The following is a 20,393-nucleotide window of genomic DNA, read 5'->3' as shown; positions in this document are numbered from 1 at the left end:
GCCCTCCTGGAAAGGAGCAAACGGAACGCCAAGCGGATCAGGTGTGCCTTGCTGTCAGCGCCCCGGGCGGTCGAGGAAATCGCGCAGGCGATACCAGCCGGAAAAGAGCGGCAGGAACCACGGCTTGCCCGAATAGAACGGCACGGCGGTGAATTTGTCCCGATCAAAGGCAGAGGGCGTGTTCTGCTGGCCGAGAATTTTCCGCGCCGTCTGATAGCCGAGATACGTCATCAGCGCGACGCCGTTGCCGTTGCAGCCGACTGCGAAGTCCGTGCCGTCGCGGGCACCAAGATGGGCGAGCTTGTCGACAGTCATGGCCACACGCCCGCTCCAGGCGTGGGTGATCTTCACACCTGCAAGCTGCGGCCAGATCGCCAGCATGCGCGCATAGAGCCGCTTGGCGGCAAGCTTGTCCGGCGTATCGAAGATGCCCGGGCGCGAACCGAACAGAAGTCGCGTCCCGTCGGGTGACGGCCTGGTGTAGATCAGGTCGCGGCGCGTGTCCGACACCATGCGCGCCTGCGGAATGAGCTCGGCCAGCAGATCAGCCGGCAGCGGCTCCGTGGCGATCTGATAGCTCTTGACCGGCACGATGCGGCTGGCGAGCCCCGGCGTCGCATCGGCGGCGGTATAGCCGTTGGTGGTTGCGACGACGTGCGCGGCCCGGATGCTGCCCCGCGCGGTCGGCACGATCTTCTCCCCACCTGCTCCGTCCTGCACCATGCCCGCACGCGCATGCGAGCGCAGCAAGACGCCGGCGGCGCGCGCGCGGTCGCGCAGCGCCTTGTGATACTTGCCCGGATGCAGACCGCCATATTGGTCGATCACCATGCCGCCGTGATAGTAGTCGGAACCGATCGCGGCCCGCTGTTGTGCGCGATCGAGGAAATGCACGGTGACGCCGGTCTTCTCCGCCAGCAGCGCGCCGTGTCGCTTCAGGGTTTCGTAGTTGCCTGCAGCGTGAGCACCGAAAAAACGGCCGGTGAGCGCGAGCCCGGCATCCAGCTTCTCCGTCTCGACCAGCATCTTCAGGTAGTCGAAGCTCTCATTGCTTTCGCCGATCAGGCGCGAGAACAGCACGGGGTCGATCCCCTTGATCGCGCCGCTCACCACCAGCTTCTGACCGCTCGACACCATGCCGCCCGACCGCGTCGAGGCGCCCTCTCCGATCCGGTCGCCGTCGATGACGACGACCGAGCGCCCGGCGCGCGCCAGATGGGTCGCCGCATTCAGTCCGGCATAGCCCGAACCGATGACGACGACATCGGCTCGCTCCGGCAAGGAATCGAGATCGGTCTCCGGTTCGGCCGCCTCCCACCAATAGGGCGCCTCCTTGAAGTCCTTGGCATAGATATCGTCAAAACGGGGCATGATGGGTCAAGCCTTTCCGGCTTATCTTTTTTGAACGTAGGCGGCGCGATCAGAGAACCTGACCGAGGAATTCGCGCGTGCGCGGATCTTGCGGATTATCGAAGAGTTCTGCAGGCGGCGCGCTCTCCACGATCAGGCCATGATCGGTGAAGCAGACGCGCTGCGAGACCTCCCGGGCAAACTTCATCTCGTGCGTTACGAGGATGCAGGTAAGACCTTCCTCCACCAGCTCGCGGATGGCGAAGAGCACGTCCTTCACCGTTTCAGGATCGAGCGCCGCCGTCACCTCGTCGAACAGGATGACCTCCGGCTGCATCGCGAGTGCGCGGGCGATGGCCACGCGCTGCTGCTGCCCGCCGGAGAGCTGACCCGGATAGCTGTCCGCCTTCTCGGAGAGCCGCACCTTCTTCAGCAGCTTGCGGGCGCGCTCCTCGACTTCGGCGCGGTCGTGTCCGAGAACCTGGATGGGCGCCATCATGATGTTTTGCAGCGCCGTGCGATGCGGAAACAGGTTGTATTGCTGGAACACCATCGCCACCTGATGGCGCAACGCCCGCATCGCCTTGTCCGATTTCAGTTCGTGCACGCGATGTTCGCCGACGCGAATAAAGCCTTCATCGATTGGAAACAGGCCGTTGATGCAGCGCAGGATGGTGGACTTGCCCGATCCGGAGGGACCGATGATGCAGACGGCCTCGCCCTTTTGCACGAACATCGAAATGCCCTTGAGAACCTCGAAGTCGCCGAAGGACTTGCGGACGTTGTCGAGCTCGATCAGCGCTTCGATGCGGCTCACAGGCTGTCTCCCTTCACGGCACGTTCGAGCCGGCGCGCAATGGCCGCGATTGGATAGCAGTAGGCGATGAACAGGAAGAGGATGGTCAGGTAGAAATAGACGATCACCCGCTCATTCTCCATGGCGAGCAACGTGTTGAGGATCGTCAGGACGTCCTGGATGCCGGTGACGGTCGCGAGCGCGGTCGCAATCATCAATAGTGCATAGAGATTCATCCAGCCCGGGATCATGCGCCGCATCGCCTGCGGCATGATCACGTGGCGATAGATCTGCAAGGTATTGTAGCCGAGCGAACGCGCCGCTTCCCATTGGCCGCTGTGAACGGACTGAACCGCGCCGCGGATCACCTCGGAGAGATTCGCCGCCGTCGGCAGCGCAAGGCCGATCACGGCTTTCACGAATGGCGGGAACGGAACGATCGTGCCGAAGATGCGCATCTCGAAGGGGAGGAAATAGAGCGTTGCAAAGAGCAGAACGAGCCAGGGTGAATTGCGCAGGAAGTTCACCAGCAGAACAGACGGGACCCGGATCAATCCGACGCGCGCAAGCGTCCCAAGACCCATGATCGTGCCGAGCACGGTCGCCAGAACCATGGAAGCGATCGAGAGGAGAATATTGAGGACAAAGCCGCCGGTGACCGGCCAACCGGATGCCGAGCCGGTCAGTAGCAGGGGAAGCCGCAGCAGCACGCGGGTCCAGTATGCCGAGCCGCCGGTCGCGGCATCGACAGCGATCCAGACCACCACGCCAAGGGCGATCAGCAACTGAACGGCGCGCTTCTTGTCGTCGTAATGAAGCGCGAATCCCGCCATCAAAGCCCCCGTCCGTATCCCGGGAAGGCCATGAAGGCTTCGAGCCTTGCCATCGCGAATGTGAGCATCGACACCAGCGCCACGTAGATGAGGAGCACGAGGATCATCACCTCCAGCGTGCGAAACGTGTCATTGTAGATCTGCCCGGCGTAGTACATCAGCTCCGGCACGGTGATGACTGACGCCTGCGACGTCGTCTTGAAGAGATTGGTCAGGATGTTCGTCAGCGCCGGCAGACAGATGCGGGTCGCGATCGGCGCCTCGATGCGCCAGAAGCGGGCCCATCGGCCGTACCCGAGTGACCGCGCCGCGTCGACGATCGACCGCGGCATGGTTTCGATCCCCGAGCGAAAGGCTTCGATGGCCAGTGCCCCGCCGAAGAGACTGAGCGAGATGGCCGCGCAAGCAAAGGCACTGAGCAGCGGCACCGACAGCCCGGTCGACGGATCGGTCACTTTGAGCCCGAGGGTCGAGAGCGTGAAATAGGCAAACAGCATCTGCAGCAGCGGCGGCGTGTTGCGAAACACCTCGACGAACAGCTCGATCAGGGCGTCGAGCCAGAATATCCTGAAGGTGAAGCCGAGCGCCCCGAGCATGCCGATGACGATGGCGGCGCTCGACGAGAGCGCCGCCAGCTTCAACGTGTTGACGACACCGATCAGCAGCCACCGCTGGTACGCCGGATCCGCGAGCCAGGAATAATCGAGACCTAACAAGGGCTGCGGCTCCGTACCCGTCAGTTCTTCTTCGCGGAAGCAGCCTTTGCCCGCGCGGCAATATAGTCGGAGTGCGGCATGCCGAACTCGGTCTCCCACGCGATCAGCTTGCCTTCGGCCTCGGCCTTGCCGATGGCCTTGTCGACGGCTTCGCGGAACTCGGCGTCGTCCTTCCGCACGCCGCCCGCCATCGGCTGGAATTCATACGGTGCAACGGCGATCTTGTAGCCTGTCCAGTCGGCTTCCTTGAGCTTCTGCTGAAGCGTCATGTCGTCGAACACAAAGCCGATGCAGCGATTGTCCTTCAGCGCGCGATAGGCTTCCGGCTGCGTCTTGAAGGCGACGAGAGTGATCCCGAACTCCTCAGTCATCTTCTTGTTGTAGTAGGAGCCCTGAATGCCGCAGACCGACTTGCCTTTCAGCTCTTCCCACTTGGAGATTATGGTCTCCTTGGCCATCAGCACCGATGGGCCGGCGGCGGAAACATATTCCGTCGTGAAGTCGATGACCTTGGCGCGCTCGGCCGTAACGCCAAGTGTGGCGAAGATCGCATCGATACGGCCTGCGGTCAGGAAATCGATGCGATTGGCAGCGATGACCGGCACGAGTTCGATCTTGTCCTCTGAGCCGAGGAGTTCCCTGGCAACGTACTTCGCCAGCGAGACCTCGAAGCCGACGACTTCACCCTTATCGTTCAAATAGCCGTAAGGTACGTAGTCGTTCTTCACGCCGACGATCAGCTTGCCGCGTGCCTTGACGTTATCGAGCGTCCCCGCCACCGCGGCGCCAGCAACGAAGACGGTCGCGAGCGCGAGGGCAGAAACGCCCATCATCCTTTTGAAGCCTGTCATCCTGTTCCTCTGGGTAAATCGCGGCTTCGCGCGCTGTTGCCGCAGCGCCACGTCAGCCGTCTTGTGTGCGAATGCAGAAATCGGGCCGCTCGAAAAATGTGCATCTCTCTTGAGCGACCTAATTTTCATCATTGGATGCTGATCTTTTTCAATAGGCAAGTTGTCAGCGGTAGTTTTTTCATAATATGAGATTTTATGCGTCCAACCGCCCAGCCATCCTCCGGTGGAGCCCAACTGCTCGACCGGACCGTCGCCCTGCTGGATCTCGTCGCCGATGGTGGAGTCGACGGCCTGTCGCTGAAACAATTGGCGGCGCTCTCCGGGCTCAATACCGCCACCTGTCACCGCATCCTCAACACGCTGGTCGGCCACAAGCTGCTCGCCCGCGACGACAAGAAACGACGCTACCGGTTGGGTGCGCGCATGGCGATCTATGGCGTGCGCGCGGCGCGCGGCCCCGGAATCATCAGCCGCTGCGAAGTCGCCCTGACCCGACTCAGGCGGCGCACCGGTGACACGACCCATCTGATGGCTCGTTTCAACCACGATTCCGTCTGTCTCGACCGGCGCGACGGCGAATGCATCGTGCCGACGCTGACGGGATCAATCGGCGGCTTCGTGCCTCTCGGCGTCGGTCCCGGTTCGATCGCGATGCTTGCATTCCTCGACGAGGACGAGCAGGACTACATCATCCGCGCCAATCTCGGGCGCTATGCATCTTATCGCAATCTCACCGAGGAAAAGGTTCGGCAGTTGATCGCCGACACCCGCCGGCGGGGCTACGCCGTGGATATGGGCGGGCTCATTCCAGGCATCGCTGGCGTCGGAATGCCGATCATCACGCCGGGAGAAAAGCCGGGCGCCGCGCTCAGCTTCACGCTGCTCTGCGCCAAGGCCGGACCCGGCGTCATCGAACGCTATGGCGCTCTCCTCGAGGAGGAGATCAACGCCATCGTCGGTCAGTAGGGCGGATTGGGAACGTGCGGCAATGGCTTAACGAGCTTCGCTCAGCTTAGAGCGCACCAGCGAGCCGCAGTGCCCGCTCTAGCGTCCGCAACTCGTTTGGCGTCACCGACGTCTGCGGCGGCCGGGCCGAGGCGCATGAGAGACGTCCGAGCAACTTCAGGCAGGCCTTGAGCCGCACCGACGCCCGTCCTCCAGGCGCATCGCGATAAATCGCGACCGCCAGCGGATAGAGCTTCTCGTGCGCGGCCCGCGCTCGCTCCCAATCGCCGGCTTGCGCAACACTCCATAAGCTGACGACAAGCTCCGGCACCACACAGGCAAGGCTGACCTGGCTACCGGCCGAACCGACGAGATAGCTCGTCAGCAGATGTTCGTCTCCGGATCCGAGCACGACGAACTCCGGCCGCAGCTTGTGGATCAGCCGCAGGTTCTGCTCGTAAGTCGCAACCTCCCAGCTGCCCTCCTTGATCGCGACAAAGCGCAGATCGGCGACGAGCCGCTCCAGCAACGGCGGTGGATAGGCCATGGCGCCCGCACCGACCGGCGCGGCATAGAGCATCAGCGGCACGGTCGTCGCATCGCGGATATGGCGGTGATGCTCAATGACACAGTCGTCGGCGTGACCGAGCGCCCAGCTGTTCGGAGGAAACACCAGGAGCCCGTCGGCTCCGGCCTGCTCCAGCGCAGCCGCTTCGCGCGCGGCTTCGAGACTGGATTCGTGATTGACGCCGGAGACGATCAGGCAGTCCTTCGCGTGCTGACGCGCCAGCTCCACCACGCGTCGCTTCTCGGCCAGCGTCAGCACGAAATTCTCGCCGGCGTGTCCGTTGACCAGAAGACCGTTGATCTCGGGCACTGACGCGACCGACGCCAGGTGCGTTGCCAACTGAGATTCATCGATCTGGAAATCAGGCGTCATCGGCACGATCGTCGCGGCATGGATGCCGCGCAGGCGATCGCTGAATGTCCGCATCCCCGCCGACATCGGCTAGTGAATGATCTGGTCGAGGAACGTCCGCGCCCGCTCGGACTTCGGATGCTTGAAGAACTCCTCCGGCGCGGCCTGCTCGACGACCTTTCCCTCGTTCATGAACACGATGCGGTCAGCGACCTCACGGGCAAAACCCATCTCGTGGGTCACGCACAGCATGGTCATGCCCTCTTCCGCGAGCTTCTTCATCGTCTCCAGAACTTCCTTGACCATTTCAGGGTCGAGCGCGGAGGTCGGCTCGTCGAACAGCATGATCTTGGGCCGCATGCACAACGCGCGCGCGATCGCGACGCGCTGCTGCTGGCCGCCGGACAACTGCCCGGGGAATTTCTCAGCCTGATCCGGAATCCGGACTTTTGTCAGGAAATGCATGGCGAGATCCTTGGCCTCCGCCTCCGTCATGGCGTTGACGGTCATCGGCGCCAGGATGCAGTTCTCGAGCACCGTCATGTGCGGGAACAAGTTGAAGCTCTGGAACACCATGCCGGTGTCACGCCTCACCGCATCGATGTTCTTGCGCTGATGGTCGAGCTCGATGCCGTTGACATAGATCAGGCCCTCGTCGTGCTTCTCGATGTGGTTGATACAGCGAATGAGCGTCGACTTGCCCGAGCCGGAGGGGCCGCAGACCACGATCTTCTCGCCCTTGGCGACCTTGAGATCGACCTCATCCAACGCGGTGAAATCGCCATAGTGCTTGTAGACGGCCTCCATGCGAACCGCAGGGACCTCACGCAATTGCGGCTGCGCCATTGCGCCTTCGACACCACCGGCCGGGTTCATCGACGTTTCACTCATGCCCGCGCCTCCACGCTTGCTTGCGCAACCGGCGCCCTCGCCGCGACCCGCCTGGATTTCGCGGCGCTCGACCGGCCAAAATGCTTCTCCAGCCGCCGCTGGACCGCATCCCAGACCGAGGTCAGGATCAGGTAATAGGCTGTCGCGGCCGCATAGACCTCGAGGATCTGGAAATGCTCCTGCATCAGCATGTCGCTGCGGCGCATGAGCTCTTCCACCGAGATCACCGAGGCGAGCGATGTTGCCTTCAGCAGCGAGTTGATGGAATTGCCGAGCGGCGGGATCATCAGCCGGAACGCCTGCGGCAGCGTGACGCGACGGAACGTCACCCAGGGCGACAGGCTGAGCGCCCAGGCAGCTTCGCGCTGTCCCGCCGAGACAGCCATGAAGCCGCTGCGCACGATCTCGGCGAGATAGGCCGCCTCGTTGAGGATCAGGCCGACCAGCGCGCAGGTGATCACCGAGAACTTGATCCCCAGCTGCGGCAGGCCGCTATAGATCACCACGAGCTGGATCAGCAGCGGCGTGCCACGGAAGAACCAGATGTAAAAGCGCGAGAAGCCAGACAAGACCGGATTGGACGACATGCGCATCAAAGCGATGCCCATGCCGAGGATCAATCCGCCGATCACCGCCGCCACCGTCAAGCCAATGGTGACGAGCACTCCCTTCATCAGGAAGTAGTTGAAGAAGTAGCTGACGGCGGCCGTCGGACTGAAATGGCTCATCGGTCGTCTCCGTATCTCAGGCCGGACCGGGGCCGGCGATCGCAAGCGGCTGATCGGCCGGCATGGCGGTCAGGCCGAACTTGTCGAACAGCGCTTGATAGAAGCCGTCAGCCCGCATCGCGTTGAGTGCCTTGACGACCGTATCGGCGACCGTCTTGCTGCGGAAACCGAGCGTGGTCCGCGCCGTGCCGAGCCCGCTCAAGACTTCCTTCACGCGGCCGCGGCCAACGAGATCGCGCGCCACGCTGTCGACGAGCAGCGCGTTGTCCACCTGGCCCGCGAGCAGTGCGCTGACGACGTTGGTCGCGGTCGGGAACGTACGCATCTCGATGGCGGGGCCGCCCTTCGCCACGTTCGCATCGCTGAGCTTCTTGAGCCAATTCATCTGGTAGGTGCTGACCTCGACCGCGGAAGTTTTTCCGATCAGGTCAGACTCGGTAGCAATTTTTGTGCCGCTGTCCGGCGCAACCACGACCGAAATGGCCTGAATGGAGTAAGGCACCATGTACATCAGCTTCGAACGTTCCTCGGTCCAGAACATGCCGGTATTGATGCCGTCGATACGGCCCGCGCCCATGGCCGGGATCATCGCCGGAAAGTCCATCCGAATGAGCTCGACCGGAAGGCACAACCGCTTGCCGAGCTCGGCAGCGAGTTCCACGTTGAGGCCCTGCAGCTGGCCGTCCTTGTCGACGAATTGCTGCGGCGGATTGGTCGGGTTGATCGAGAGCTGCAATTTCCCCGGCGCGATCAGATCGCCGTCGGCAATCGCCGCCGTGCATGCGGCGTGCGCCGCATTGGACGCGAGAACGAGTGCCGCAGCGGTACCCAAGCGAAGCAGTGTCGAGAACATGTTGTACCTCCAGTAAGACGCCAATGACCGATGCAATCCCCCGCCCGGCTTTCCCCCTCAACGTTCTTGGATGCCGCCAACCGGATCTTTCGGACACGGCAGGCTGCATCATCATCATCGATCCCTTCAGGCCGGTCCCGACATCGGCTTGAGCTGGATGCGCATGAAATTCCTCACCAGGGATTCGAACGGGCCGAATCCCTTCACCTTCAGAAACTCCGGTGTCTCGAACGCCCATCGTCCCGCGACCTCGTACATGGCCGCGTATTTCGGACCGTCGCCGATGGAGACGAAGCGCCTTGCCGAGAGCCAGCCGGGACAGGCGAGCAGATCAGGAAAATGCTTCTGCTCGTACCAGGCATTGAACGCAGCCTCATGCTCGGGATCGATGTCGACCCGCACGATGTGGATGAAGGCTGCGTCCGGCATCGGCTCGTTCCTCATGCCGGACGGATGTCGCCGGCCGTGCGCGCCGCGCCGACCGTCGTTGCAATGGCGTCGCACAGCGCAGGCAGAACCGGCAGCAGCGGCGGCCGCGGATCGGCGTTGCGGATCAGGCCGAGCGCCTTCAGCCCGACCTTCATGCGCGTGTGCATGTCCATGATCGGCGCCGGCCCGTAGATCGCGCGGACGATCGGATAGAGGCGCTCGTTGACGGCGCGCATCGCCTTGAGATCATCCATGAGCGAGGCCTGCCAGAGATCGATGAACAGATTCGGCGCGAGGCTGACGAGACCGGAGAGGATACCGTCGCCGCCGATCGCGAGCTGCGGCAGGAACCAGTTGAAGTTCGACGGCAGGATCGCGACGGTGGGATCGGCCTGCTTCACGGCACGCCGGTTCTCGTCATAGGCGAAGATGGTGTCACTGCCCTCCTTGATGGCGATGACGCTGTCGAGCGCAGCGATCTTCGCCAGCGTCTCCGGCGAATAGCCAAAGCCTGACGCAAGCGGATATTGGAAGATCGACACGGGAATGTTGATGGCGGAGCTGACGGCCTGCACGAAGGCCACCGGCGCGCGCGAGGTGGCCGATGCGCCGCCGCCGAGCGGGGCCGGCGGGAACAGCACGGCGCAATCCGCGCCGGCGGATTCGGCGAACCGGGCCTGATGAATCGCTTCTGCGGTCGAATGCGCGATGATGCCGGCCAGAAGCGGCTTGCCACCGATTTGCCCGCGCGTCCGCTCGATCACCGCCTGCCGTTCGTCGTCCGAGAGCGAGCCACCCTCGCCGGCATGTCCGTTGACGAACACCGCCGCGATTCCATCCGGGCACGCGCAATAATCGAGCAGGCGCGCATAGCCATCCCAGTCGATCGAGCTGTCGCTCCTGAAGGGCAGCACGGTCGCGACCGTGACGCCGCGCAAATCGGGTTTCTCCATCGGCTTGCTCATGACGGTTTCCGTCGCGGGAATTTCAGGCTCGCCCGCGCCTTCAGCACTTCGAGGCCGCCTTCGTTGCGGGCGCTGGCTTCCCAGATGATGGTGCGGGTCTCGTCGTGCTGCTCGGCAATCCACACGTCGAAGGTGAGCGTGTCGCCGTAGAACACAGGTCCCGTGAACCAGAACCGGTCCTCCACCGACACGCCGATGGTGCCCACGAGCTCGCTGGTCAAAATGCTGGTGCAGAGGCCCGCAACCATGATTCCCGGCGCAAGCCTGCGGCCGAAGCGCGTGGCGCCCGCATAGACCTCGTCGACATGGACCGGGCCGAAATCGCCGGTGGCCGCGATGTACATCGCGCCATCCGCCTCGGTGATGGTCTTGCTCAGGCTGACCCTGTCGTTGACCTTCAGATCGTCGAAGGATTTTGCCTCGTACATGGCTCAGGCCTTCGTAAAGGGAACCAGCGTCGCGGTGCCATCCACCACGGTAACGCCCGACGGAGATAGCGTGCAGATGACGCGACAGGTCGCGTCGTCACCGGTGACCTCCACGATCTCGGCCCTGGCCTCGACGGAGTCGCCGACGATCACGGGTGCGGCAAAATTCAGCGCGATGCTGCCGATACGCCGCGTGGGACCACCGAGCTGGCTGAGGCAGGTGGTGGCGAGGCCGCCGACCGCGAGCTCAAAGGCCACCATGTTGGACGCACCCGCCTTCTTGGCGCGGACGGCGTCGACATAGAGACCGCCGAGATTGCCGCTGATGCCGGTGAACATCGCCTGCTCGGCAACCGTCATGGTCTTGCGGAAGGCGAAGGCGGCGCCGGGATTGAGAGGTGTGTGAGACATCGGGCGTTCCCTAGAGCTGCAAGCCGTTCTTGATGGTGCTGCGCGCAACCAGCATGCGGTGGATTTCGGAGGTTCCGTCATAGATGCGGGTAACGCGGGCATCGCGATACATGCGCTCCAGCGGCAGGTCCTTGCTGAAACCCATGCCGCCGAACACCTGGATGGCGCGGTCGACCACCCTGCCCTGCATCTCGGACGCTGCAACCTTGATCATCGAGACCTTGTCGCGCGCGTCTTTTCCCTGATCGATGTCCCAGGCGGCATTCATCACCATCATCTTGACGCCGAATATCTCGGTGGCGGAATCGGCGATCAGCTTCTGCACCATCTGGAAGTCGCCGATCAGCTGGCCGAACTGGCGCCGCTCGCCGGCATGCTTGCGCATCATCTCCAGCGCCCGCTGCGCCATGCCGACGGCGCGCGCGCCGATATGGGCAAGGCGGATCTGGAGCACGCTCTGCATGATCAGCTTGAAGCCGCCGCCGACCTCGCCGAGCACGGCTGCCTTCGGAATGCGGCAGTCCTCGAAAGACAGCTCGGCGTGGCCGTAGCCGCGATGGCCCATCATCGGCTGGGTGCGTGCGACCTTGAAGCCGGCCGTAGCCCGATCGACCAGGAACAGCGTGATGCCGCCGCGCGCCCGCTTGTCCTTGTCGGTCAGTGCCATCAGGATCACGTAGTCGGCGATGTCGCCGTCGCTGATGAAATGCTTGGTGCCGTTGAGCACCCACTCGTCGCCATCGAGATGGGCCGTGGTGCTGATCGACGCGGCATCGGAGCCCGCGCCGGGCTCGGTGATCGCCATGGCGCATATCTTGTCGCCCTTCACCGTCGGCAACAGATAGCGCTCGACCTGATCGCCCTTGCAAGCCATCAGCATTGGATAGACCTGGCCGAACACGCGGCGGATCAGCGCGTCGGAGGTCTTGCCGAACTCCTCCTCGACGAGACAGTGCTCGACGCAAGACAGCCCGCCGCCGCCGACATCAGCCGGCATGTTCATGGCGTAAAGGCCGAGCTTCTGCGCCTTGGCTTTGGTGACCGCGAGCGCATCGGCCGGTACCTTGGCCGTCTGCTCCACAACGTCCTCGAGCGGCTGCACCTCCGTTTCGACGAAGCGGCGGACGGTATCGACCAGGAGGCGCGTATCCTCAGGGACCGAAAAGTCGATCATCGCGCCACCCCCACGGCCTTGCCGGCGATCATCGCCTCAATCTCGGCAACGCCGTAACCGATCTCGCCGAGCACCTGCCGCGTCTGCGCACCCAGCCGCTGCGGCACCAGCCGCACTTCCGGCGTCTGACCGTCATAGCGCGCCGGATGGGCGACCATCCGGATCGGCTTGCCCCCCGCGCTCTCGGCGCTCTTGAAGGCACCGAGGTGGTTGAGCTGCGGATCGGACACGAGGTCGCTATAATCCTGCACCGGTGCGTGCCAGATGCGCGCCGCCTCGAGCGACGGCAACCAATCGGCCGTCGATTTCTGCCGCAGCCTGAGAGCAACGATCCGCGTGATCTCCTCACGCTTCGAAAAGCTGTCGGCCTCCCCGAACTGCTTCAACTCCTCGCTGTCGAGCGCAATGGCAAGCGCCTTGGGTGCGGCCATCGAGATGGCCATATGACCGTCCGCGGTGGCGTGAACGCCGTAAGGCCCAGGGCTGAACCACGCCGCGATGCCGGCCGGACCGCGCGAGGTCGGCGACGGCGCGCCGTTCAGCCAGGCCGTCAGCGGCTCGACCTGGAGATCGAGCGCGGCCTGAAAGAGATTGACCTCGACGAGTTGGCCCTTGCCGGCCTTCGTCCGCGCAAACAGTGCCGCGAGAATGCTCATGGCATAGAGCGAGGCGGCGTGCTGATCGACGATGACGGCACCGACCGCCGTCGGCTCGCCGTCAGCCCGCCCGGTCCGCATCGCAAGACCTGACATCGCCTGAAGCAACAGGTCCTGACCGGGACGATCCTTGTATGGTCCCTCCGATCCGAAACCGGTTGCAACCGCATAGATCAGGCCGGGGTTGATCGCCTTCAGCATGTCGTAGCCGAGGCCGAGCTTGGCCATGGTGCCCGGCCGGAAATTCTCCATCACGACATCGGAAGTCGCGACCAGCTTCTTTACCGCGGCGATACCGTCGGGATGCTTGAGATCGACCGCGAGACTGCGCTTGTTGCGGCCGGTCGCCAAATGATTGACGCTGTCGCCAGCGACGAAATGATTGGCGACCGCCCAGTTCCGCTGAAACGCGCCCTCGATCGGCTCGACCGCGATGACGTCGGCGCCGAGATCGGCGAGCGTCTGCGCCGCCAACGGACCCGCGAGATAGTGATTGAAGCTGAGGATTTTGACGCCGTCGAGCAGGTTCATGCCTTCACACCGTGCTGGCGCTCGGGCCTTCGCATCCGGAAATGCGTCGGCCATCGCGCGATGTCTTCGCGTGAAGCGTAAGCTGACGCCCGAACCATCGACAACATCGCCATCAATTATTTTGCGCGCGAGGTTGATAACCGAAATCTATGATGCACACTGTCATCGCTCACTCATGTCTGGACACTCCGATGAATCTTCGACAGCTGGAAATCCTGCGTGCCGTGATGCGAACGCGTTCGACCGTCGCCGCCGCGCAGGATCTCGGCATGTCGCAGCCCGCCGTCAGCAACGCCATCAAGCATGCGGAGACCGCCCTCGGCTTCCTGCTGTTCGACCGCATCAACAAGCGCATGGTCCCGACGCAGGAGGCGCAGATCCTGCTCGCGGAGGCCGAGCCGCTGTTCCTGATGCAGGATCTGATCAGCCAGACGGCGGCGCATCTGCGTGCCGGCCGCAAGGGACGGATGCGAATCGTCGCAACCTCCGAGCTGTCGGAATCGCTGCTGCCGCAGGTGGTCGCACGCTTCAGCCGCGATCACGGCGGCGTCGAGATTTCGTTGGAGACGCAGCGGCTCGACGACCTCCTGGAATATGTCGAGACCGGAATCGTCGACATCGGCTTCGCCATGGAGCCGCATCCGCGTCCGACACTGGACTATCTGCCATTGGCGCAGCTCGACATGGTCTGCGCCTGTCCTGCCGACAGTCCGCTGGTGGAACTGAGCTTCGTCAGCCCGACCGATCTGCGCGAGACACCGCTGATCAACGCCCGCACGTCGAGCCGCATCAGCAGCCTGATCCAGGAGGCGTTCCGCCGCAGCGCCGTCAACTTTGCCCCCGCCATCGACGTGCGCTTCATGAATGTCGCCGGGCATTTCGTCGAGGAAGGGCTGGGCGTCACCATCATGGACGAGCTGACAGCCTCCTCCAAGCGCTACAGTCGCCTCAGAAGAGTGCCGTTCAAGCCGAGGACGGAAGTTACAGTATCCGCCATCGTGCCGGCCGGCCGCATGCAGCAGCGGCTGACGCAATCCCTGATCAAACATGCGCGCGAGGAAATCGCGGCCCGGATTGCGGCGGCTCGGCAGTGAGGCGGTCATGCGCTCGCTCGCGATAATGCTGCAGTTGGCCACGCCAAACCGAACCGCTTGACGAGCGCGAGCGCAGCCGCATCCTGCGCGGCCGGCAACGGCAGCCGCGGGGGTCGCGGATGGCCGACCGCAAGCCCCATATGGCCGAGCAGCGCCTTGCTGCCGGCGACATAGGCCTGGCCGCCGACGAATTCGATCACGGGCAGGTATTTCAGGTAGAGCTCGCGCGCCTCCTTGATCGCCCCCTGATCGGCAACCAGGCTGAAGATCCGCGCCATTTCGGACGGCACCACGTTGGAGGCCACGGCCACCCAGCCCTGCGCGCCCTCGACGAAGGATTCGAAGCCGAGGATGCCGCCGAACACGGTCATCCGGTCGCCGCAGAGGCGGATGATGTCGCGCACGCGCGTCACCTCCAGCGTCGACTCCTTGATATAGAGACAGTTGTCGATCTCGGCGATGCGCGCCACCAGTGGTGGCTTGAGGTCGACGTTGGCGGTCGCCGGGTTGTTGTAGACCATGATGGGCAAGGAGATCGCATCCGCCACCGTCTTGTAGTGATGGACGAGCTCCTCATCGGTCGGGGTCGAATAGAACGGCGGAATGATCATCACGCCGTCGGCGCCCAATCTTTCGGCACGGCGGCTGAGGCGCACCACCTCGCGCGTATCTTCCGCGCCGGTGCCGATCAGAACGGGCACGCGCCCCGCGGCCTGCTTGATGACGACCTCCGCGACCAGCGCCTTCTCGTCATCATCGAGCGACAGGAATTCGCCCGTCGAGCCGAGCGGAATCAACCCGTGTATGCCCTCAGCAATCTGCCAATCGACGAACGCGCGCAGCGCCGCGACGTCGACGTCGCCCGCCGGCGTGAACGGAGTGATCATGACGGTGTAGGTGCCGCGAAACGTCTTCATCGGGAACCAGCCTGAAATTCAGGTGAAGGGAGGGGATGGCAAGCGTCTGCGGAATATCCGCATCTTTTTTGCAAACGATTGCGAAACTGGCTCTGCATTGGGCAACACCATCTATTTTTTGAGCTTGATCCGCGTGGAATTAGCTCTTAGCTTTTTGCAATCGTTTGCAGTCTAGCGGCAGGTTTGATGAGCGTCACGCTCAAAGATGTGGCACAGGCGGCCCGCGTTTCGGTCAGCACGGCTTCCCGAGCGCTGACGGGGACCGGGCTGACCAGCGAGCGCACGCAGCAACGCCTGACGCGCATCGCGCGCGAACTCGGCTATCGGCCGAACCCGATCGCGCGCGGCCTCAAGACCGGGCAATCGCGGCTTGTTGCGCTGCTGGTCCACAATCTCACCAACGCCTCGTTCCAGGTGATGGCTGAAGTCGTGCAGGCGCGCCTGAAGGCGCTGGGTTATCAGATGCTTCTGTGCATCGGCGGCGATGATACACAGCAGGAAAGCGACACCCTCACCACGCTGGTCGACCATCGCATCGACGGGCTGATCGTCGTGCCCACCGGCAAGAACGGCGCCCAGCTCGAGGCGCTGGCAAAGGACGTCCCGATCGTCTGCCTGGTGCGGCGCGATGACGCAACTGATCTGGAGACCGTGCTCGCGGACGATCCGCAGGGCGCCTATCTCGGCACGCGCCATCTGATCGAGCTTGGGCACAAGCGCATCGGGTTGATCGTCGGCCGCCAGGACACCACGTCCGGCCGTGAGCGACTGTCCGGCTATGTCCGCGCGCTGCGCGAAGCCGGCATCGCCAAGGACGACACATTGATTCATGCCGGCCATTTCGTGCCCGAGACCGGCGCGACCTGCGCCCGCAAGCTGCTCGACCTGCCCCGCCCGCCCAGCGCAATCTTCGTCGCCAATCACGAGGCGACGCTCGGCGTGCTGCGCGTGACGGCGGAGCGCAACATCGCCATCCCCGACGACCTCTCGCTGCTCTGTTACGAGGACATGCCGTGGTTCGAATGGCATCGCCCGGCGATCAGTATCGTCGACAACGGTGCGCGCGACCTCGCCAATCTCGCTGTCGACCGACTGCTGCATCGCATGGATGCCAAGGGAAATGGCAGTGACGGCGTGCGCGAATATCGCGTCGGCGCGCGTCTGGTGCAGCGCGACTCCTGCCGCCGGATCGAAGCCACAAGCGCAGCCAGGGCCGGCAAGCCCAAGTCTGCCGCCTCCAAATCCAAATCGTCTGCGGCCAAACCCGCGAAGGTCTGATCGATGCCTTATGTCGAAGTGCTCGCCCCGCAAGTTCCGTCCCAGCGCAAGGCTGCGCTGGCGCGGGCCGTGACCGACGGCCTGATGTCGGCGTTCGGCGTGACCGCCGACACGGTCACACTCTATTTCCTGCCCATCGCGCCTGACGATTACGCGCATGCCGGCACGTTCGGCGCGGAGGCGACCGGCCAGCGCATCCTGCTCAAGGTCCACGCCTTCCGCCGCAGCGAGGCCGAGCGTCGCGCCGCAGCCATCGCGTTGACCCGCGGCGTGTGCAGCGCCTATGGCGTGCCCGGCGACGACGTCGCCGTCTATTTCCTCGATCGCGACCGCAGCGAGGTGTCGCACGATTCCAAGCTCGCCAGCGACTGACGAGGGCACACGATGGACCGCTTCTACACCCAGGACCAGAAGGCTCTCCGCGACACCGCCCGCCGCTTCGCCGAAGCGGAGATCTTGCCGCGTGCGGCCGCGATCGACCGCGAGGACCGCTTCGACCGCGCGCTCTACAGGGGCATGGCCGACCTCGGCCTGTTCGGCATCTGCCTGCGTGAGGGCGCGGGCGGCGCCGGCCTCGACGCAATCGCAGCCTGCATCGCGATGGAGGAGCTGGCGCGTTGCTCCGGTGCGGTCGCCAATGCCTTCGCCATTCCCGTCGAGGCCGCCCTGTTCTTCGACCATCACGGCACCGACGCGCACAAGGCGCTGATCCCGAAGATCCTCAGCGGCGACATTATTCCCGCCACCGCCGTCTCCGAGCCCGATCACGGCTCCGACGTCGCCGGCATCCGCACCAACGCGGTGCGCGAAGGCAACGGCTGGCGGCTCAACGGCACCAAGGCCTGGGTGACACTCGGCGGCGTCGCCGACCGGATCATGGTGTTCGCGCGCACCGGCGCGGATGCAGGCCATCGCTCCATCTCCTGCCTGCTGGTCGACGGCACCCTGCCCGGCATCGCCCGCGGCAAGAACGAGGAGCTGCTCGGCATGCACGGGCTCGACGACTGCCAGATCACCTTCTCCGATGTGCGCCTGCCGGCGGACAGCCTGATGGGGCCGGAGAACCAGGCCTTCAAAATGGCGATGAGCAATTTCAACTTTAGCCGGCTGATGATGGCCTCAATGGCGCTCGGCATGGCGCAGGCCGCATTCGAGGATGCCACCAAGTACGCCCGCGATCGCAAGCAGTTCGGCCAGGCCATCATCGGCTACCAGGCGGTGCAGTTCATGCTCGCGGACATGTCGACCGACATTGCGGCCGCGCGCCTCCTGATCCACCACGCCGCACGTCTGCACGACGCCGGCGAGCCGATCGCCAAGGAGGCCGCGCAGGCAAAACTATTTACGACCGACATGGCGATGAAGCACGTCTCCAACGCCCTCCAGATCCACGGCGGCAACGGCTACTCGCGCGAATACCGCATCGAACGCATCTTCCGCGACGTTCGCCTCGCCCAGATCTACGAAGGCACCAACCAGATCCAGCGGCTCATCATCGCCCGCCAGGTCGAGAAGGAGGCCGCGTGATGCGGCGCGTGTCATGCTGAGCATCATCACGGCGGAGCAAGCCGCCGGCATCATCCGCGACGCGGACACGCTGATCGTCGGCGGCAACGGTGGCACCGGCGTTGCCGAATCCATCCTCGATGCGCTGGAACGGCGCTTCGTCAGTGGCCAGGGCCCGCACAATCTGACGCTGATCAACATCACCGGCGTCGGCGCCGTGACCGAGAAGGGCATCTGCCATCTCGCCCATGAAGGTCTGATCGCGCGCGTGATCGGCGGCAATTTCGGGCTTCAAGTGCCCTTCATGCGCCTCGTCCGCGACGAGCTGATCGACGCCTATAATTTCCCGCAAGGCGTGATGAGCCAGCTCTGCCGCGCCATGGCGGCGAAGCATCCCGGCGTGCTCACCCATGTCGGCCTGAACACCTATATGGACCCGCGCCAGGACGGCGGTCGCATGAACCAGCGCACCACCGCGCCGCTGGTCGACCTGCTCGAGCTGCATGGCCAGTCATACCTGCTCTACCGCGTCCCCGCTCCGCCCGATGTCGCGCTCATCCGCGGCACCTCCGCCGACGAGGACGGCTATATCAGCATGGAGCACGAGGGCACGACGCGCGAAGACCTCTCGATCGCGCAGGCCGTGCACAATGCCGGTGGCACCGTGATCTGTCAGGTCAAGCGTATCGTGAAGCGCGGCTCGATCCATCCGCAGATGGTAAAGATCCCGGGCTTCCTGATCGACCATGTCGTGCTCGAACCCGATCAGATGCAGACCTACGGCACCGTCTACGATCCGGCGCGCTGCGGCGAGACCCGCGTGCCGGTGGCGATGATCACGCCCGATCCGCTCACCGAGCGGCGGGTGATCGCCCGCCGCGCCGCCTTCGAGCTGCGCCCGCGCGACGTCGTCAATCTCGGCGTCGGTATCTCCGCGATGATCCCCAATGTCGCGGCGGAGGAAGGCATCTCGGACCTGATCACACTGACGGTCGAATCCGGCGTGGTCGGCGGCGTGCCCGGCCATGCGCGCGAGTTCGGCACCGCGATCAATCCGCGCGTCATCCTCGACCAGGCCTATCAGTTTGATTTCTACGACGGCGGCGGGCTGTCCTGCGCCTTCCTGTCCTTCGCCGAAGTGGACGAGATGGGCAATGTCAACGTCACCCGCTTCGGCGAGCGGCGCGATGGCTCCGGCGGCTTCATCGACATCACCCAGAACGCCAGGCGGCTGATCTTCAGCGGCACCATGACCGGCGGCAAGTTCGACATCGGCGTCGAGAACGGCCGCCTGGCGATCCGGCGCGACGGCGCTTTCCGCAAATTCGTTCCGCACGTCGGACAGATCAGCTTCAGTGCCTCGCTCGCCGCGCAGCGCGGCCAGCACGTCAGCTACGTCACCGAGCGCGCGGTGTTCGAGCTTGAAAGCGGCAGCGTAACGCTGACCGAGATCGCCCCGGGCGTGCGCCTGGAGGAGGACATCCTCGCGCATATGGGCTTCAGACCGCGCATCAGCCCGCAACTCAGGGATATGGACCCGCGCATCTTCCGATCCGGGCCGATGGGCATTGCGCAGAGTTTCATGGCGCTGCCCGCGCGGTCGCGCAAAGTCGCCTGAGGGATCAGCATGGATACCAACGCCCCGATCAATCTTCGCTATGAGGACATCGCGCTCGGCGCAGAATTTGAGACGTCCGTGCACACCGTGACGGAGGCCGACATCGCGACCTTCGCCGACGTCACGCGCGACCATCATCCGCTGCATGTCGACTCAGGCTACGCGAAGTCGCGCGGCTTTCCGGCCGTGATCGGCCATGGCCTGTACGGCCTGTCGCTGATGGAAGGCTTGAAGTCGGAGCTGAAGCTTTACGAGGAGACCTCGGTCGCCTCGCTCGGCTGGGACGAGGTGAAATTCAAGGGCCCCATCGTTGCCGGTGACAGTTTGCGCGTTCGTTTCCGCTTCGTCGAGAAGCGGCCGACAAGGAATCCCGAGCGCGGCATCGTCGTCGAGACGCTCGACCTTCTCAACCAGCGCGACGAGGTGGTGACGGCTGCGCGCCACATCTCGCTGATCCTGACCCGGCAGGCCGATCGCGGCGCCCCGGCTGCCCCGTAACACAGA

The 20,393-nt window shown here is 64.1% G+C and carries 23 protein-coding genes; 7 read left to right on the top strand and 16 right to left on the bottom strand.

Annotated features, from left to right (window positions below):
• Positions 1 to 54: 54 nt before the first annotated feature.
• Genes JQ604_RS07615 through JQ604_RS07595 form a run of 5 tightly spaced genes read right to left on the bottom strand, consistent with a single transcriptional unit; the run spans position 55 to position 4,525 of the window.
• Positions 55 to 1,371: an NAD(P)/FAD-dependent oxidoreductase gene (locus tag JQ604_RS07615; RefSeq protein ID WP_212354954.1), complete on the bottom strand. Its 1,317-nt coding sequence runs from the start codon at positions 1,369 to 1,371 to the stop codon at positions 55 to 57.
• Between the two features lie 49 nt (positions 1,372 to 1,420).
• A complete protein-coding gene (locus JQ604_RS07610) occupies positions 1,421 to 2,167 on the bottom strand; it encodes an amino acid ABC transporter ATP-binding protein (protein WP_349631066.1) in 747 nt (248 codons plus the stop codon).
• Entirely contained in the window at positions 2,164 to 2,979 is an 816-nt protein-coding gene (locus tag JQ604_RS07605) for an amino acid ABC transporter permease (RefSeq protein ID WP_212354952.1), read from the bottom strand. The genes JQ604_RS07610 and JQ604_RS07605 overlap by 4 nt, the downstream gene beginning before the upstream one ends.
• Positions 2,979 to 3,695 carry an amino acid ABC transporter permease gene (locus JQ604_RS07600; protein ID WP_212354950.1) on the bottom strand — a complete coding sequence of 239 codons (717 nt, stop codon included), beginning with the start codon at positions 3,693 to 3,695 and terminating at the stop codon, positions 2,979 to 2,981. Before JQ604_RS07600 ends, JQ604_RS07605 begins: the two co-directional genes overlap by 1 nt.
• A 20-nt stretch (positions 3,696 to 3,715) precedes the next feature.
• On the bottom strand, positions 3,716 to 4,525 hold the full coding sequence (locus JQ604_RS07595; RefSeq protein ID WP_249158121.1) for a transporter substrate-binding domain-containing protein: 810 nt from the start codon (positions 4,523 to 4,525) through the stop codon (positions 3,716 to 3,718).
• Between the two features lie 216 nt (positions 4,526 to 4,741).
• On the opposite strand from JQ604_RS07595, the gene JQ604_RS42110 reads away from it, so the two are divergent.
• Positions 4,742 to 5,512 carry an IclR family transcriptional regulator gene (locus tag JQ604_RS42110; RefSeq protein ID WP_212354948.1) on the top strand — a complete coding sequence of 257 codons (771 nt, stop codon included), beginning with the start codon at positions 4,742 to 4,744 and terminating at the stop codon, positions 5,510 to 5,512.
• Between the two features lie 46 nt (positions 5,513 to 5,558).
• On the opposite strand, the gene JQ604_RS07585 is transcribed toward JQ604_RS42110, so the two are convergent.
• The 10 genes from JQ604_RS07585 to JQ604_RS07540 form a co-directional block, all read right to left on the bottom strand.
• A complete protein-coding gene (locus JQ604_RS07585) occupies positions 5,559 to 6,485 on the bottom strand; it encodes a dihydrodipicolinate synthase family protein (RefSeq protein WP_249158102.1) in 927 nt (308 codons plus the stop codon).
• A gap of 15 nt (positions 6,486 to 6,500) precedes the next feature.
• Positions 6,501 to 7,301 carry an amino acid ABC transporter ATP-binding protein gene (locus JQ604_RS07580; protein ID WP_283817964.1) on the bottom strand — a complete coding sequence of 267 codons (801 nt, stop codon included), beginning with the start codon at positions 7,299 to 7,301 and terminating at the stop codon, positions 6,501 to 6,503.
• Positions 7,298 to 8,029, bottom strand: coding sequence for an amino acid ABC transporter permease (locus tag JQ604_RS07575; RefSeq protein WP_212354944.1), 732 nt, complete (start codon positions 8,027 to 8,029; stop codon positions 7,298 to 7,300). Before JQ604_RS07575 ends, JQ604_RS07580 begins: the two co-directional genes overlap by 4 nt.
• A 16-nt stretch (positions 8,030 to 8,045) precedes the next feature.
• Positions 8,046 to 8,882 carry an ABC transporter substrate-binding protein gene (locus JQ604_RS07570; protein WP_212354942.1) on the bottom strand — a complete coding sequence of 279 codons (837 nt, stop codon included), beginning with the start codon at positions 8,880 to 8,882 and terminating at the stop codon, positions 8,046 to 8,048.
• A 126-nt stretch (positions 8,883 to 9,008) separates the two neighbouring features.
• A complete protein-coding gene (locus tag JQ604_RS07565; protein WP_249158101.1) occupies positions 9,009 to 9,311 on the bottom strand; it encodes a DUF4286 family protein in 303 nt (100 codons plus the stop codon).
• Positions 9,312 to 9,322: 11 nt separating this feature from the next.
• Positions 9,323 to 10,276 (bottom strand): dihydrodipicolinate synthase family protein, encoded by a 954-nt coding sequence (locus tag JQ604_RS07560; protein WP_212354938.1) that lies wholly within the window; start codon positions 10,274 to 10,276, stop codon positions 9,323 to 9,325.
• On the bottom strand, positions 10,273 to 10,704 hold the full coding sequence (locus JQ604_RS07555; protein ID WP_212354936.1) for a MaoC family dehydratase: 432 nt from the start codon (positions 10,702 to 10,704) through the stop codon (positions 10,273 to 10,275). The genes JQ604_RS07560 and JQ604_RS07555 overlap by 4 nt, the downstream gene beginning before the upstream one ends.
• 3 nt (positions 10,705 to 10,707) lie before the next feature.
• Positions 10,708 to 11,115, bottom strand: a complete 408-nt coding sequence (locus JQ604_RS07550; RefSeq protein WP_212354934.1) for a MaoC/PaaZ C-terminal domain-containing protein — start codon at positions 11,113 to 11,115, stop codon at positions 10,708 to 10,710.
• A 10-nt stretch (positions 11,116 to 11,125) separates the two neighbouring features.
• Positions 11,126 to 12,289 (bottom strand): acyl-CoA dehydrogenase family protein, encoded by a 1,164-nt coding sequence (locus tag JQ604_RS07545; RefSeq protein WP_212354932.1) that lies wholly within the window; start codon positions 12,287 to 12,289, stop codon positions 11,126 to 11,128.
• Positions 12,286 to 13,476 (bottom strand): CaiB/BaiF CoA transferase family protein, encoded by a 1,191-nt coding sequence (locus JQ604_RS07540; RefSeq protein ID WP_212354930.1) that lies wholly within the window; start codon positions 13,474 to 13,476, stop codon positions 12,286 to 12,288. The genes JQ604_RS07545 and JQ604_RS07540 overlap by 4 nt, the downstream gene beginning before the upstream one ends.
• Before the next feature lie 191 nt (positions 13,477 to 13,667).
• Between JQ604_RS07540 and JQ604_RS07535 the strand changes: the two genes are divergently transcribed.
• Positions 13,668 to 14,570, top strand: coding sequence for a LysR family transcriptional regulator (locus JQ604_RS07535; RefSeq protein WP_212354924.1), 903 nt, complete (start codon positions 13,668 to 13,670; stop codon positions 14,568 to 14,570).
• Positions 14,571 to 14,575: 5 nt separating this feature from the next.
• On the opposite strand, the gene dapA is transcribed toward JQ604_RS07535, so the two are convergent.
• Complete coding sequence (gene dapA, locus JQ604_RS07530) at positions 14,576 to 15,487, bottom strand: 4-hydroxy-tetrahydrodipicolinate synthase (RefSeq protein ID WP_212354922.1); 912 nt, start codon at positions 15,485 to 15,487, stop codon at positions 14,576 to 14,578.
• 186 nt (positions 15,488 to 15,673) lie between these two features.
• Between dapA and JQ604_RS07525 the strand changes: the two genes are divergently transcribed.
• From JQ604_RS07525 to JQ604_RS07505, 5 genes are read left to right on the top strand one after another with little or no spacing between them, the layout of a single operon-like run.
• Positions 15,674 to 16,765 (top strand): LacI family DNA-binding transcriptional regulator, encoded by a 1,092-nt coding sequence (locus JQ604_RS07525; protein ID WP_212354921.1) that lies wholly within the window; start codon positions 15,674 to 15,676, stop codon positions 16,763 to 16,765.
• 3 nt (positions 16,766 to 16,768) lie between these two features.
• A complete protein-coding gene (locus tag JQ604_RS07520; protein WP_212354919.1) occupies positions 16,769 to 17,137 on the top strand; it encodes a tautomerase family protein in 369 nt (122 codons plus the stop codon).
• Positions 17,138 to 17,149: 12 nt separating this feature from the next.
• The gene (locus JQ604_RS07515; protein ID WP_212354917.1) at positions 17,150 to 18,292 is read left to right on the top strand and encodes an acyl-CoA dehydrogenase family protein; all 1,143 of its coding nucleotides are present in this window, start codon (positions 17,150 to 17,152) and stop codon (positions 18,290 to 18,292) included.
• Between the two features lie 13 nt (positions 18,293 to 18,305).
• On the top strand, positions 18,306 to 19,889 hold the full coding sequence (locus JQ604_RS07510) for an acyl CoA:acetate/3-ketoacid CoA transferase (RefSeq protein WP_212354915.1): 1,584 nt from the start codon (positions 18,306 to 18,308) through the stop codon (positions 19,887 to 19,889).
• 9 nt (positions 19,890 to 19,898) lie between these two features.
• On the top strand, positions 19,899 to 20,387 hold the full coding sequence (locus JQ604_RS07505; RefSeq protein ID WP_212354913.1) for a MaoC family dehydratase: 489 nt from the start codon (positions 19,899 to 19,901) through the stop codon (positions 20,385 to 20,387).
• The last annotated feature ends 6 nt before the right edge of the window (positions 20,388 to 20,393 follow it).

The organism is Bradyrhizobium jicamae, from assembly GCF_018130695.1.
Lineage (GTDB): Bacteria > Pseudomonadota > Alphaproteobacteria > Rhizobiales > Xanthobacteraceae > Bradyrhizobium > Bradyrhizobium jicamae_B.
Note: the sequence above shows the minus strand (reverse complement) of the source record. Positions and strands in the feature narration are given on the sequence as shown.

Coding starts and splice junctions, on each gene's coding strand:
- JQ604_RS07525 (WP_212354921.1), top strand. CDS start 15,674: ATGAGCGTCACGCTCAAAGATGTGGCACAGGCGGCCCGCGTTTCGGTC.
- JQ604_RS07515 (WP_212354917.1), top strand. CDS start 17,150: ATGGACCGCTTCTACACCCAGGACCAGAAGGCTCTCCGCGACACCGCC.
- JQ604_RS07545 (WP_212354932.1), bottom strand. CDS start 12,289: ATGATCGACTTTTCGGTCCCTGAGGATACGCGCCTCCTGGTCGATACC.
- JQ604_RS07605 (WP_212354952.1), bottom strand. CDS start 2,979: ATGGCGGGATTCGCGCTTCATTACGACGACAAGAAGCGCGCCGTTCAG.
- JQ604_RS07575 (WP_212354944.1), bottom strand. CDS start 8,029: ATGAGCCATTTCAGTCCGACGGCCGCCGTCAGCTACTTCTTCAACTAC.
- JQ604_RS07560 (WP_212354938.1), bottom strand. CDS start 10,276: ATGAGCAAGCCGATGGAGAAACCCGATTTGCGCGGCGTCACGGTCGCG.
- JQ604_RS07565 (WP_249158101.1), bottom strand. CDS start 9,311: ATGCCGGACGCAGCCTTCATCCACATCGTGCGGGTCGACATCGATCCC.
- JQ604_RS07550 (WP_212354934.1), bottom strand. CDS start 11,115: ATGTCTCACACACCTCTCAATCCCGGCGCCGCCTTCGCCTTCCGCAAG.
- JQ604_RS07535 (WP_212354924.1), top strand. CDS start 13,668: ATGAATCTTCGACAGCTGGAAATCCTGCGTGCCGTGATGCGAACGCGT.
- JQ604_RS07580 (WP_283817964.1), bottom strand. CDS start 7,301: ATGAGTGAAACGTCGATGAACCCGGCCGGTGGTGTCGAAGGCGCAATG.
- JQ604_RS07595 (WP_249158121.1), bottom strand. CDS start 4,525: ATGGGCGTTTCTGCCCTCGCGCTCGCGACCGTCTTCGTTGCTGGCGCC.
- JQ604_RS07540 (WP_212354930.1), bottom strand. CDS start 13,476: ATGAACCTGCTCGACGGCGTCAAAATCCTCAGCTTCAATCACTATCTC.
- JQ604_RS07570 (WP_212354942.1), bottom strand. CDS start 8,882: ATGTTCTCGACACTGCTTCGCTTGGGTACCGCTGCGGCACTCGTTCTC.
- JQ604_RS07615 (WP_212354954.1), bottom strand. CDS start 1,371: ATGCCCCGTTTTGACGATATCTATGCCAAGGACTTCAAGGAGGCGCCC.
- JQ604_RS07555 (WP_212354936.1), bottom strand. CDS start 10,704: ATGTACGAGGCAAAATCCTTCGACGATCTGAAGGTCAACGACAGGGTC.
- JQ604_RS42110 (WP_212354948.1), top strand. CDS start 4,742: ATGCGTCCAACCGCCCAGCCATCCTCCGGTGGAGCCCAACTGCTCGAC.
- JQ604_RS07505 (WP_212354913.1), top strand. CDS start 19,899: ATGGATACCAACGCCCCGATCAATCTTCGCTATGAGGACATCGCGCTC.
- JQ604_RS07585 (WP_249158102.1), bottom strand. CDS start 6,485: ATGCGGACATTCAGCGATCGCCTGCGCGGCATCCATGCCGCGACGATC.
- JQ604_RS07510 (WP_212354915.1), top strand. CDS start 18,306: ATGCTGAGCATCATCACGGCGGAGCAAGCCGCCGGCATCATCCGCGAC.
- dapA (WP_212354922.1), bottom strand. CDS start 15,487: ATGAAGACGTTTCGCGGCACCTACACCGTCATGATCACTCCGTTCACG.
- JQ604_RS07520 (WP_212354919.1), top strand. CDS start 16,769: ATGCCTTATGTCGAAGTGCTCGCCCCGCAAGTTCCGTCCCAGCGCAAG.